The sequence below is a fragment of the Actinomyces procaprae genome (assembly GCF_004798665.1).
Classification (GTDB): domain Bacteria; phylum Actinomycetota; class Actinomycetes; order Actinomycetales; family Actinomycetaceae; genus Actinomyces; species Actinomyces procaprae.
In genome coordinates, this window is the sequence record NZ_CP039292.1 from 2,481,162 (window position 1) to 2,493,711 (window position 12,550).

The 12,550-nt window shown below is 72.9% G+C and carries 8 protein-coding genes; 3 read left to right on the forward strand and 5 right to left on the reverse strand.

The genetic code is table 11. From position 1 onward, the window contains the following. Positions 1-12: 12 nt before the first annotated feature. The 3 genes from E4J16_RS10125 to E4J16_RS10135 are packed head-to-tail and all read right to left on the reverse strand — an operon-like array spanning position 13 to position 5,899. The gene (locus E4J16_RS10125; protein WP_136313923.1) at positions 13-1,716 is read right to left on the reverse strand and encodes a DUF5719 family protein; all 1,704 of its coding nucleotides are present in this window, start codon (positions 1,714-1,716) and stop codon (positions 13-15) included. Further along, positions 1,713-5,654 (reverse strand): glycosyltransferase, encoded by a 3,942-nt coding sequence (locus tag E4J16_RS10130; RefSeq protein WP_136313924.1) that lies wholly within the window; start codon positions 5,652-5,654, stop codon positions 1,713-1,715. The genes E4J16_RS10125 and E4J16_RS10130 overlap by 4 nt, the downstream gene beginning before the upstream one ends. Then, positions 5,651-5,899, reverse strand: coding sequence for a WhiB family transcriptional regulator (locus E4J16_RS10135; protein WP_275405338.1), 249 nt, complete (start codon positions 5,897-5,899; stop codon positions 5,651-5,653). Before E4J16_RS10135 ends, E4J16_RS10130 begins: the two co-directional genes overlap by 4 nt. A gap of 343 nt (positions 5,900-6,242) precedes the next feature. Here E4J16_RS10135 and E4J16_RS10140 point away from each other — a divergent pair, with 343 nt between their 5' ends. Beyond that, positions 6,243-7,052, forward strand: a complete 810-nt coding sequence (locus tag E4J16_RS10140; protein WP_136313925.1) for a TIGR03089 family protein — start codon at positions 6,243-6,245, stop codon at positions 7,050-7,052. A 13-nt stretch (positions 7,053-7,065) separates the two neighbouring features. Here E4J16_RS10140 and manA read toward each other — a convergent pair whose 3' ends face one another. Next, a complete protein-coding gene (gene manA, locus E4J16_RS10145) occupies positions 7,066-8,253 on the reverse strand; it encodes a mannose-6-phosphate isomerase, class I (RefSeq protein WP_136313926.1) in 1,188 nt (395 codons plus the stop codon). A gap of 114 nt (positions 8,254-8,367) precedes the next feature. Here manA and rfbA point away from each other — a divergent pair, with 114 nt between their 5' ends. Both rfbA and E4J16_RS10155 read left to right on the forward strand, forming a co-directional pair. Further along, complete coding sequence (gene rfbA / locus E4J16_RS10150; protein WP_136313927.1) at positions 8,368-9,240, forward strand: glucose-1-phosphate thymidylyltransferase RfbA; 873 nt, start codon at positions 8,368-8,370, stop codon at positions 9,238-9,240. Between the two features lie 81 nt (positions 9,241-9,321). Further along, positions 9,322-10,803: a sugar nucleotide-binding protein gene (locus E4J16_RS10155; protein ID WP_136313928.1), complete on the forward strand. Its 1,482-nt coding sequence runs from the start codon at positions 9,322-9,324 to the stop codon at positions 10,801-10,803. A gap of 260 nt (positions 10,804-11,063) precedes the next feature. On the opposite strand, the gene E4J16_RS10160 is transcribed toward E4J16_RS10155, so the two are convergent. Beyond that, the gene (locus tag E4J16_RS10160; protein ID WP_136313929.1) at positions 11,064-12,416 is read right to left on the reverse strand and encodes a DUF2142 domain-containing protein; all 1,353 of its coding nucleotides are present in this window, start codon (positions 12,414-12,416) and stop codon (positions 11,064-11,066) included. Positions 12,417-12,550: the final 134 nt, after the last annotated feature.

The following is a 12,550-nucleotide window of genomic DNA, read 5'->3' on the forward strand; positions in this document are numbered from 1 at the left end:
GCGTCCCATCCATCAGTACAGCAGGAGGCTGCGGGACCCCTGGGCGGCGGCGTCGGGCACCGTGGGCACCACCGCGATGAGGGTTCCCGGCACGTCCCCCTCGACCTCGGTGGTGACCACCGCCGCGGCGAGGACCGTCCCCCCGCCCGTCCCCGCGATCACCAGGGCGGACACGTCCTGCGGAACCTCGGGGGTGAGCGTGGTGGCGGCGGGGACCTCGACATCCTGAGTCCACTGCCCGTCGGCGGAGGCCAAGGTGAGGGACGCCGCGGTCTGCGCGGTGTTGGTCAGCACCAGGGACGTCTCCAGCCCCGCGCCCCGGGGCAGGGCCAGGGCGGCGCCCTCCGCTGCGTCGACGGCGGCCTGCACCCAGGCGATGTCATGGGCCAGGGCGCCGGAGCGGTCGGGATACTCCCCCGCGCTGCGCACAAGCCTGACGGCGGCACCGACGGGTGCGTCGGCGGACACGCGCACGGCGTAGGCGCCCGGACTCACCCCCGCCAGGGAGAAGTCGAAGACCGCTCCCGGGTCGACGGTCGCAGCGGTGGCGCCCGGCAGCTCCTCCTCGTCGTCGGCGCCGATCAGTGAGATGGACACGGTAGCGGGCGCCGCCCCGGGGTTGACCACGCGCACGGCGGGCCCCTCCGAGGAGACCGCCCCGGACTCGGCCTCGGTCTCCCCCTGTGCGGCGGCGTCGACGAGCACCACGCCCGGGATCGCCTGCTCGGTGGCGGGGGCGGCGCCGGCGGTGAGCGTGTCGACCCCGGCGGGCGTCTCACCGTCCAAGGACTCGGTGACCAGCACCGGAATCAGTGAGCCGCCTTCCGCCTCCACGCTGAGCGCCAGCCGGTCGTCGAGGGCGCTCGCGGTCTCGAGCAGCACGCCGACCGTCTCACCGGCACCCACCGACACCTGCCCGGAGGCGGGCAGGGTGAGTTCGCCGGTGGAGCCGTACAGGTGGATCGTTGCGGTGACCGTGGTGATTCCGGGGTTCGTCAGCCGCAGCTCGGAGGAGGAGCCGATGGCTGCGGAGCCGCCTACGATCCAGGCGACCGAGGTGGGGGCGGCACAGGGTGCCACAGTCAGGCCCCGCAGGTCGCCGCCCGCCGTCACGGTGGTAACCACGCCGACGGCGCCGGTCGGCGTGCCGCCGGACGCCTGGACGGTGAGGATGCCGCCTGTGGCCGAGTCCATTGTGGTGGAGCCGCCAAGTTCAGCGGACACGGCCGTCGGACCCGCTGCGGCCCCGGCAGAAGCCTCAGCCGTTGCGCCCGCCGTGGCCCCTGCAGACGCCCCAGCAGACGCACCCGCCGTGGCCTCAGCCGTTGCGCCCGCCGTAGCCCCCGGCGTCGCCTCCGCCGTGGCCCCTGCAGACGCACCCGCCGTGGCCTCAGCGGTGGCCTCCGGCGTCGCCTCCGCCGTGGTCCCGGTTGCTGCGGCGTAGCTGAGCGTGGAGTCTGGATCGAGCGCGGTTATGACGGTGCTCCCACTGGTCTCATCGATGTCGACGCCCCCGATGGTGTTGTTCGGCGCGGCGGGGCAGGCATAGACGATTCCGGCGGCGGGCGCGGGCACGGCGGTCGGGGCGACGTCCCGGCTCACGGCGCGGGGCGTGCCGGTCCCCCACCAGGTCAGCGCAAGCACCGCCGCCAGGATCAGGAGTGCGGCGGCAACGCGGCCGACCAGGGCTACTGCTCTGCTGCGGGACGGGCTCATGTCAGGCTCCTCCGGCGACGCAGGGGCAGGGCGAACAGGGCCGTCACCACCCAGGTGACCTGGATCGCCAGAGCGGCGGCGGTACCCGCAGCGGTTCCGTGGGTGACGACGAGCTCACCGCCGTCGGCGGGCACGATGAAGGCGGTGCGCCAGCGGCCGGCGGTTCCGGCGACGGCGGTGGTCTGGAGGGCCTCACCGTTCAAAGTGGCCCTCCAGGTGCCGTCATCACGCTCGGAGAGCATCAGGACGCGGGGGCCGGATGCTGCTGCCAGGGTGGTGCGGATGACGGTTCGACCGTTGGCTGCGGCCGCGACCGTGGTGCCGGTTCCGGCGGCGTCCACCAGCACCGCGCGGGCGGACTCGGAGGCGGCGTCCGGCGATACCCGCCAGGAGGTGCCCGAGTCGGTGCGGGCGAGCTGCTCTAGTCCCGGGGTCGCGTCCAGTCCGGCTCGTGTGGATGCGGTCAGGTCATCGCCGGCGGCGTCGGTCAGCAGGACGACGGCGATGCCGTGGGCGGCCAGGCCGTCGGCGACGTCCTCGTCCTGGCCGGCGGCCGCACGTACCACCAGGTCGGCGAGTTCGGCGTCGGCCGCGTCATTGAGGGAGGTGGCGAGCGTGGCGGCCGGGTCGGGGGCACCCGGCAGGCTCTGGGCGGTGGCGCCGGGTACACGCGCGGCCAGCTGCGCACCCAGGACGTCGGGGGTGACGTCGGTCAGCTGGGTGCCGTCTCCGCGCCAGAGGCGCACGCGCAGCCCGGAGTCCGTGGCCGACAGGACCAGCACGCGTCCGGCGGCGTCGGAGGACTGCAGCTCGGCGGCGATCACGGGGATCTGCCCCCCGGCGGGCCGCAGCGCCATGACGGCGGCGTCGGGGCCGGTGGCCGTGGAGCTGCGGGCTGTCAGCACCCAGGCTCCACCGATTCCCAGTGGGGCGGCGACGGCGATCACGTTGAGGCCGATCACGCAGCCGCGTGCCCAGCGCCTCCAGCCGGTGCCGCCGACGGGCAGGGCCGCATAGGCGGCGTCGCCGGCGGCGATGGCCGCGGCCAGCAGTCCCGCCAGCGCCAGGCAGACGCCGGTGCCGGCCCAGGCGGTCACGGTCAGGGAGCCGGTGCCGTCGGCCTGGGTGCCGACGGCGGTGATGGTGCGCGTGCCTGCGGCGGCGAGTGCGAGCCCACCCAGGGCCATGAGCACGCCTGCACGGGCCCGGCTGCCGCGGCGCCCGCCGACGAGCAGGCCGCAGGCCGCCGCCGCGGGGATGACGGCGAGCACGGCCTTCGTCGCCAGCGCGAGCCGCGGGTCGGTGATCAGGGACTCCACATCCACGGGCATGCCCAGGACGGTCTCGATGGCGGAGGGCGGCGCGACGGCAACAGGCAGGCCGGTGTCGGTGAGCAGGTAGCGCCAGGCGTCCGCCGTGCCACCCGCCTGCGCCAGCCGCAGGGCACGCCACCAGGCGGGCGTGGCGGTGACCGCCACCGGCAGGAGCGTGAGCAGCAGGCGCAGGGCGCTGCGGCGCACGCAGGCGCCCAGCACGATCAGTCCGACGACGATGAGCACGGCCGTGGCGGGGGCGGCGGCAACGATGAGGCTGAGCAGCAGTCCGGCCACTGCGGCGGCGGTGGGCGATCCGGGACCATAGCGCTCCGGCGGGGGCGGCGGCGCGTCCTCGCTATCGTCCGCATCCGCCGCGTCCCCACCATCCGCGTCGGCACCGTCCGCATCCGCGTCCGGCGCAGCGGCCTCGTCCGCACAGGCACCATCCTCGCCTGCGCCGGTGCGGGTGGCGGCGTGCGCCGTCGACCGCGGCTCGTCGGCGGCGGCGTGCGCAGGCGCGGCCGCCGCACCACCGTCTGCAGCATCCTCGGCTACGCCGTCTGCCAGGTCCTCTGGGGCATCCTCTGTCACCTCGTCCGCCAGCTCTGCCAGGTCCTCCATGCGGGCCTGGGCGAGGCGGTCGATCTCGGCACGCTCCTGCGCGGTGGTGTGGTGCACGCCGACCATCCCGGACACGACCACGTCGCGCCTGTCCGCCCCCACTGCCCGGGCGAGCGCGGTCAGCGCCCACGGCAGGGCCAGGTGCACGATTACGGCAGTCAGCCGCCCCTGGCCCACAGCGAGCAGGAGTGACGGGGCGAGCCCCCAGGCGCAGGCCGCCCAGGCGCGCAGGGGATTGCGGCGCGTGACCGTGCCGGCCGCATACCAGGCGCCGAGGGCGCCCAGCGGGATCGCCAGGATCAGCAGCAGGTGGGCGAGCGCGCCGCCGTCCAGCCCGAACCAGGACCCGACCGCGACGGGCAGGGCCAGCGCGGCCAGCAGCGGGCTCAGCGCGGCGGGATACCCGTCCCCGGAGGGTGCCCAGGTGGACCAGGCGGTCTGCCACAGCTCCCGCCAGCTCGCCCCCAGCCCCGGCAGGGCCCCGCCGGTCACGGCACGGGCGACCAGCACCTGCGACAGCCCCACCACGCCGACGGCGGCCACAACCATCAGCGTGCAGGCCAGGGTGATGCGGCGCCGCCGGGTCAGCGCGGCGAGCTCGCGCAGCTCCAGCTCGCTGCGGGCCGCCTCCCGGGCGGCGCGCTCGCGCTCCTGCCGGCGCCGGTCGCGCCGGGCGGCACGGATATCCGCGGCGCTCACGTACAGCTCCGCCAGCACGGAGCGGCGCACGCCCTGGTGCGCGGCCAGACGCCGACGCCCCTGACGGATGACGGCGCCGCTATGGGCGACGACGGAGGCGGCGGCCAGCTCATCCCGGGCCAGGCCGGGCGCCTTGGTCAGCAGCCGCCAGGCGCCACGGGCCGCGCCCAGCACAACGATCCAGGCCAGCAGCAACGGCACCGGCCGCGCCGAGAACGTGGCCCATGCGGTCAGCTGGGCGATGCGCCGCGCACGGAAGGAGCGGTCCGGGTCCGGATCCGCAAGCGCTGCCGCGGGGGCGTCTACCACCCCTTCGGCGCCCCGCCCGGCGGCGTCCTTGCGCGCAACCCGGTCCTGCTGGGCGGGCCGCAGGCCGAGGAGGCTTGCGCGACGGTGCCGCACCACGGCGTCGGGGACGACAACCACCCGGTGCCCCGCCAGGCGCACCGCCCGGGAGAGCTCGAGGCCGTCGTCGAAGACCGGGAACGCCGGCGACATGCCGCCGACCTCGTCCCAGACGGAACGATCGATCAGCGCGCCGGCGGTCCCGACGGCCAGCACGTCGGAGCGATCGTCATGCTGGCCCTGGTCCACCTCGCCCTCGACGACGTCATTGGCGCGCCGGGCGGACGCGGTGGTGCGCAGGCCCACCTCCAGCAATTCGTGGGCGTGGTCCCAGTCGACCTGCTTGGGACCGGCCAGGGCGACGGAGCGGGCCGACCGAACCGCCACCAGCAGCGTCTCCAGGCAGTCAGGCTCGGGCGCGGAGTCGTCGTGCAGCAGCCACAGCCAGGCCCCCGCCGCGGCCTGCGCACCGGCATCCGCGGGCGGAACTGCGCGGCGGGTCTCGGACTCGGAGATGGGCGACATCGCCCCGGTGGGGCCGGTGAGCTGTCCGTCGGCCGACGACGTGGACACGTGCCCGGCCGGGCCGGAGCCGGTGCAGCCCTCCGAGCCGCGGCGGCGCCTCCGGTTGCCCCGGGCCACCAGCTCGGCGTACTTCTCCAGGCCGCGGCCCACGGCGTCACCGAAGCCGGTCGCGTCGGGAACGTGCACCACGCGCACAGCGGTGACCGCATCGGCGCCGGAGTCGACCACCGCCTCCTCGATCGGGGTTCCGTCACCCAGACCGTTGCTGCGGGAGGCGACGTCGACGATCAGCAGGACATCGGGGGCGACGGTCTGGCCGGCAACCGCGCGCAGGGTTGTCGGCAGGTAGGGGGTGACCCCGGCAGAGACCAGGACCGCTAGGGCCCCGCCGAGGGGTGAGGACTGCGTTCCGGCTTCTCCGGCCCGGCTCATACCGCGCGCCGTTTGAGCTTGCGGCGCTCGCGCTCTGACAGTCCTCCCCAAATCCCGAAGCGCTCGTCGTTGGCCAGGGCGTACTCCAGGCATTCCTCACGAACTTCACAGGAGGCGCACACGCGCTTGGCTTCGCGGGTGGAGCCTCCCTTCTCAGGGAAGAAGGCCTCGGGGTCGGTCTGAGCGCACAGCGCGCGCTCCTGCCAGGCCAGGGGGCCCTCATCGGGATCGTCGTCGCCGAGCAGAAGGAGGAGCGCCTCGTCGTCGGCGTCGTCGGTCCGCTCAAGCGGACCGTCGCCGAGGATGTTCCACACGATGGCTTCCCTTCAGGATACGGACGATGTTCATGAGAATTACACGGGTGTGAGCCGCCGTGAGTCAAGCCGGGACAGTGAAGTTCACTCAATTGCGACGGCGCTGAGCCCACCTCGAGCACACTCCCACCCGGAGCCGCTTTCGCGCGGCGTGACACCACTGACCGCGAATGCGCACAGAGCCGCGCGCGACCCCTCCAAGCCCTTCATGACAATCGGCTGTGAGACGGCTGTGCGCTCGCGCTCACGGGCGTTCCTCTGCTTGGATCGACTCGTGAGCAACTCCCTTGCAAACTCCGTTGCAGACTCCCTTGCCGCCCTGCTGCCGTCCGCCGCGGACGCGGACCGCCCGTGGCTGGTGTGGTACGCGCCCGGTGAGCGCGTGGAGCTGACCGGCCGCGTCCTGCACATGTGGCAGTGCAAGATCGCCGGCCTGCTGATGACCGAGGCCTCCAGTGCGGCCCCCGCAGGGCCCCTCGTGCACCTGGACCTGGGGGTGCACTGGCGGACGCTGACCTGGTGCGGCGGCGTCTGGCTGGTCGGCGGGGCCGCGGTCTTCGCCGCCCCGGACTCGGTCGTCGACCAGGTTGACATCTCGGTCGCATTCGCGCCGGAGGGGCTTCATGCCGACGCCGAGGTGCAGGTGCTGGTACCGCGCGAGCCGTTGGCCCGCCGCTGGCCCGGCGCTCTGCCGCCGCTCGTGCTGGACGGCGTCGCCGACGTCATGCCCCACCCCGATTCCTTCACTGCGGGCCCATTCAACGGGGCCGCGGCCGCGATTGTGCAATACCCGGGGCAGGCGCCGGACGTCCCCGTCCAGGTGTCGCGCGATGCGCTCGCCGCCGACCCGGCCGGCCCCCGCACCGGCCCGGCCCGTGGGAGAGGCGCAGGCGCACGCAACGTGGGCTCACGGGGCCCTGGTGCACGCCGAAACCGCCCCGGAGGCGGTCCGCGGGGTGCTTGCGGCGTGGCGCGCCGGCCTGACCGCAGCACTCGTCTCCCCCGCTGCCGACGACGAGCTCATGCGGGCGGCCGCCCGGCAGGAGGGCGCCGATCCGCTGGCGCCGCAGTGACGCCACAGTGACGCCGCGGCGGGCTCAGGGCACGTCGGCCTGCACCACCGTCCCCTCCCCCTCGACGGCGAGGGTGCGCTCGTCGGCGCCGACGAACAGGGCCTGCCCGCGGGTGAGCCGTGCCTGCCCCGCAGGCGTCGTGATCGTCGTCTCGCCCTCCGTGGCCAGCACGATCCGCGGCCCCCGGCCGGGCACCTGCACGCGCCCGTCGGCAGGCACGACCGAGGTGACCAGCAGCTCGAAGTCTTCCACGGGCGCGTAGTAGGCGCGAGTGGCCCGGGAGAGGTACTCAGGGGCGGGACGCACCGGCGGCGCCGCCACATAGTCCACACAGGCCAGCATCTCCGGCACATCCACGTGCTTGGTGGTCAGTCCGGCGCGCAGCACGTTGTCCGAGGAGGCCATGATCTCGATCCCCATGCCGGTGACATAGGCGTGTACGGCGCCTGCGGGCACGAACACGGCCTCACCCGGCCGCAGCGTGACGGGATTGAGCAGCAGGGCCGCGGCCACACCGGGATCGCCGGGGAAGGCGCGCCACATGCTGATGACATTGGAGTCAACGCGCCGCGAGGGGGAGTCGCCGGCGGTCAGCCGCGCATCGATCTCAGCCACCAGCTCCGCGATCTCCCCGGCCTGCGGGCGGGTTCCCGCGGAGATCAGCTCGGTGAACACCTGCCGGATCCCGAAGCGTGTCGGATTCAGCCGCAGGGTGCGGCGCATGCGCCTGGCCAGCGGGGAATGCAGGTCTGCGAGCACCTCCGCGGCCCGCCGCGGCGCACGGAAGCCGGCAACCGCCTCGAAATGGGTCAGCGCCAGCACCATCTCCGGCTTGTGGTTGGTGTCCTTGTAGTTGCGCACAGGGCTGTCCAGGGGAACACCGGCCTCGTTCTCAAGGTCATAGCCCTCGACGGCCTGCTCCAGGGACGGGTGCACCTGGAGGGAGAGCACTCGGGCCGGGGCGATCAGCTTGAGCAGGAAGGGCAGCTTGGGGCCGAAGCGCCGCACCACGTCCTGACCCAGCAGACGCTCCGGAGCGGAGTCGATCAACGCGGCGAGGGTGCGCTCACCGGCCCGCGTGACCCCGGCGGGGTGGGCGCCGAACCACTGCTCGGCCCACGGCTCCCCATCGGCCCGGACGCCGAGGAACTCGGGAATGGCCTCGGCCGAGCCCCAGTCGTAGCGCTGCCGCGCACCATCAAGACGTTCCATGGGGGCCAACGGTAGCCGACGGAGCGTCGGCGCAGCTGCGGGCGGGACGGAATGATCAAAACCGCTCCGGCGCATTTGCAGCGAAGAGGGCCACGGATGGGCCAGACTGTGTCCATGCGAGGCATCATCCTGGCCGGCGGCTCCGGCACCCGACTCAACCCCATCACCCTGGGCACCTCCAAGCAGCTGGTGCCGGTGTACGACAAGCCGATGATCTACTACCCGCTGAGCACCCTCATGCTCGCAGGCATCCAGGACGTGCTGGTGATCACCACCCCGCATGACGCGGCCAGCTTCCACCGGCTGCTGGGCGACGGCTCGCAGCTGGGCGTGAACCTGTCCTACACGGTGCAGGAGGTCCCCAACGGACTGGCGCAGGCATTCGTCCTCGGCGCGGACTTCATCGGCGACCAGCCTGCCGCCCTGGTGCTGGGCGACAACATCTTCTACGGTCCCGGCATGGGGACGCGGCTGCGCCGCCACACCAGCCCCGACGGCGGCGTCGTCTACGCCTACCAGGTCGCCGATCCGACCGCCTACGGCGTGGTGGAGTTCGACGCCGACTTCAAGGCCGTCTCCATTGAGGAGAAGCCCTCCCGCCCCAAGTCCGACTACGCCGTGCCCGGCCTGTACTTCTACGACAACGACGTGGTGGAGATCGCCAAGAACCTCACTCCCTCCGCCCGCGGCGAGTACGAGATCACCGACATCAACCGCACCTACCTGGAGGCGGGCAGGCTCGCCGTGGAGGTGCTCCCCCGCGGCACCGCCTGGCTGGACACCGGCACCTTCGACTCCCTGGCCGACGCCACCAGCTTCGTGCGCACCGTCCAGCACCGCCAGGGACTGAACATCGGCTGCCCGGAGGAGGTCGCCTGGCGCATGGGCTTCATCGACGACGACGGCCTGCGCGAGCGCGCCGAGCCGCTGGTGAAGTCGGGCTACGGCCAGTACCTGCTCGGCCTGCTCGAGCGCGAGCGCCGCTGAGCCCGTAATGGGGCCGGGCGAGCCCCGGCCTGACCACCCCGCCACACCCGAGACCCGCATCCGCACGATCATTGGAGACTCATGACTGACACCCCCGACACGCCCGGCACCGACGGCAACGGCATCGAGCTGGCCAAGCCGCTCGGCGTCGAGACCACCCCCATCCCCGGATTCCTGCGCATCGACCTGACCGTGCACGGGGACAACCGCGGCTGGTTCAAGGAGAACTGGCAGCGGGAGAAGATGACGGCACTGGGACTGCCGGACTTCGGGCCGGTGCAGAACAACATCTCCTTCAACGACGAGGTCGGGGTGACCCGCGGCATCCACGCCGAACCGTGGGACAAGTTCGTCTCCGTCGCCACCGGGCGCGTCTTCGGCGCCTGGGTGGACCTGCGTGAGGGCCCGTCCTTCGGCACCGTGTACACCACCGTGATCGACCCGTCGGTGGCGGTGTTCGTACCCAAGGGCGTGGGCAACGCCTACCAGACGCTGGAGCCCAACACCGCCTACACCTACCTGGTCAACGACCACTGGTCGCCCGACGCCCAGTACACCTTCCTGAACCTGGCCGATGAGACCGTCGCCGTGCCCTGGCCGATCCCGTTGGAGCAGGCCATCCAGTCGGACAAGGACCGCGGGCACCCGCGCCTGGCCGACGTCGTCCCCTTCCCCGCCGCTGACACCGCACGGCCCGTGGCGGGCCGGCGCGTGCTGGTCACCGGCTGCAAGGGACAGCTCGGCCGGGAGCTGATGAAGCAGCTGCCCGAGGCCGGCTACGCCCCCACCGGCGTCGACCTGCCGGAGGTGGACATCTCCGACGCCGAGGCCATGGCCGCATGGGACTGGTCGGCCTACGACATCATCATCAACGCCGCCGCCTGGACGAACGTGGACGGCGCCGAGACCACCGAGGGACGGCGCCTGTCCTGGCGGGCGAACGCCACCGGCCCGGCCAACCTGGCCCGGCAGGCGGCCCGGCACGGGCTCACGCTCGTGCACATCTCCAGCGAGTACACCTTCGACGGTGAGCTCGAGCCCCACACGGAGGCCGAGCCCCCCAGCCCGCTGGGCGTGTACGGCCAGTCGAAGGCGGGCGGCGACGCCGCCGTCGAGGCCACTCCCAACCACTACCTGGTGCGCACCTCCTGGGTGGTGGGCGACGGCAAGAACTTCGCCAAGACCATGGCCTCGCTGGCCGCCCGCGGCATCACGCCCAAGGTGGTGGACGACCAGACCGGCCGCCTCACCTTCACCACCGACCTGGCCGCCGGGATCATCCACCTGCTGCGCACCGGCGCCGAGTACGGCACCTACAACCTCTCCGGTGAGGGCCCCGTGGTCTCCTGGTGCGACGTCGCCAAGCGGGTCTTTGCGCTGGTGGGGCACAGCGCCGACGAGGTCACTGCCGTGTCCACCGCCGAGTACTACGCCGGGCAGGAGGGCATCGCCCCCCGCCCCCTTCGCAGCGCCCTGGACCTGAGCAAGATCGAGGCCACCGGCTTCACCCCGGGCAACTCCATGGAGCGCCTGGACGCCTACGTACCCACCATCGAGCTGTGAGCGCATAAGCGCTATGTGCGCGTGGCCGTCGAGCCCGCCCGTTGGACCGCTGTCCCCCGGTTGGACCCCTGTGCCCCCGTTGGACCGCCGTAGCCGCCGTTTACAGCGGTCCAACGGCGCGTAAGCGGTCCAACGGCGCGTAAGCGGTCCAACGGCGCGTAAGCGGTCCAACGGCGCGTAAGCGGTCCAACGGCGCGTGAGCGGTCCAACGGGCGCACGCAGCCCGCTCAAGCTGAGGCCCCGCAGCCGCGTCGTCGGGACTACTCGGCACGGCTGAGCGCCGACGCCCCTCCCAGCCTGCCGATCCGGATCACGACGAACGCCCACACCATGAGCGCCGCACCGAGCAACAGCGTCGCGAGCACGGGCCAGGTCGGGAATCCTCCGCCTGGGCCGGCCAAGCCCCGCTGCGCCTGCTGCCCCCACCAGCGCACGAAGAACACCGCCCACGCGGCGAACCAGGCACCGGTGAGCAGACCGGCCAGACGACGCGAACAGGTCAGCCCCGCGGCCATCACCACCGCCAGCGCGAGCAGCGCCGGCAGCAGGTAGCGCGGATGCAGTCCGCCTCCACCGGCGGAGTACTTCAGCTGCATCACCACGACCAGAAGAAGCTCGGCGCCCAGCAGTCCGGCGACGAGCAGATCCTCCCAGGTAACACGTTTACGCGCCACGGCCCCTGCGGCGGCACCGAGTCCGCAGACGGTGGGCGCCACGATCAGCACCAGCCCGACGCCACCCAGGGCGGGAACCGGCACGAATAGCGACAGCAGCCGCTGCCAGGTCTCCGGGCGCGCGGCAAGCTCACCCACCGACACCTGGACGGTATTGAAGTGCTCGGCCGCCCACTGCGGATGCCCGCCGGTGATCGTCCCGGTGAGCCGCAGGTTGCGCAGATAGAACCAGCCCGACGACAGGACGACCAGTCCCCCCACGCCGACGGCGTTGAGCAGCGAGGTCCACCGGCCCCAGCGGTCCCGTCCCTGGCCCCGCACGATCCCCTCGGCGACGATCGCGAGCATGCACACCGCAACCACCACCATCAGGGACAGGCGGGTGAGCAGCGCGGCGCAGCACACCACGGCGAGCAGGATCCAGCGCCGACGCGATGGGCCCAGCCGGATGAACCGGCAGGCGAGCGCGGTGCAGGCGGCCATCATGAAGGTGGCCAGGGTGTCGTTGTACACGGCCCCGGCCACCCCCAGCATCGAGCAGCACAGTGCGGCGACCAGCGTCGCGGCGGGAGCCAGCAGCCGGTGGTTCGGGAAGGCCGCCCGCGCGGCGTAGCCGATCATTGCCACGGCGGCCGCGCCGAGCAGTACGTTGACCGCCCGGGCGGCGAGTCCCGCGATCAGCACGCCGAAGGAGTCCGTCAGCCCTCCCGCAAACGGCGCCATGATCAGGTAGAACAGCGGCGGATGCTGGGAGACCGCCTGCACCGACAGCGGCGACCTGGGGCCCGCCCCCGGGATGACCGGTCCGGCGAAGAAGTCGGGCCACTGCCCGTGGAAGAGCTGGAAGGCGTAGTCGAGGTGGTTCACCTCGTCCGCACTGCCGAACAGCGGTATCAGCAGTGCACGGCCGGCGGCGCACAGGATGAATCCGACGACCACCGGCCGCTGGACTCCCACAGTTGCCGCGGGGGCCTCCCCCCGCCGGGGAGCCGCGGCGGCCCGGGCGCTCGGTCCGCCGTTCCGAGTTCTCGCATCTTGCACCGGTTCACAATAGAGGGACTACACGACGTCGC

Bases quoted from the DNA above. Each gene is read 5' to 3' on its own strand.
- rfbA (WP_136313927.1), top strand. From the start codon at position 8,368: ATGCGAGGCATCATCCTGGCCGGCGGCTCCGGCACCCGACTCAACCCC.
- E4J16_RS10155 (WP_136313928.1), top strand. From the start codon at position 9,322: ATGACTGACACCCCCGACACGCCCGGCACCGACGGCAACGGCATCGAG.
- E4J16_RS10125 (WP_136313923.1), bottom strand. From the start codon at position 1,716: ATGAGCCCGTCCCGCAGCAGAGCAGTAGCCCTGGTCGGCCGCGTTGCC.
- manA (WP_136313926.1), bottom strand. From the start codon at position 8,253: ATGGAACGTCTTGATGGTGCGCGGCAGCGCTACGACTGGGGCTCGGCC.
- E4J16_RS10130 (WP_136313924.1), bottom strand. From the start codon at position 5,654: ATGAGCCGGGCCGGAGAAGCCGGAACGCAGTCCTCACCCCTCGGCGGG.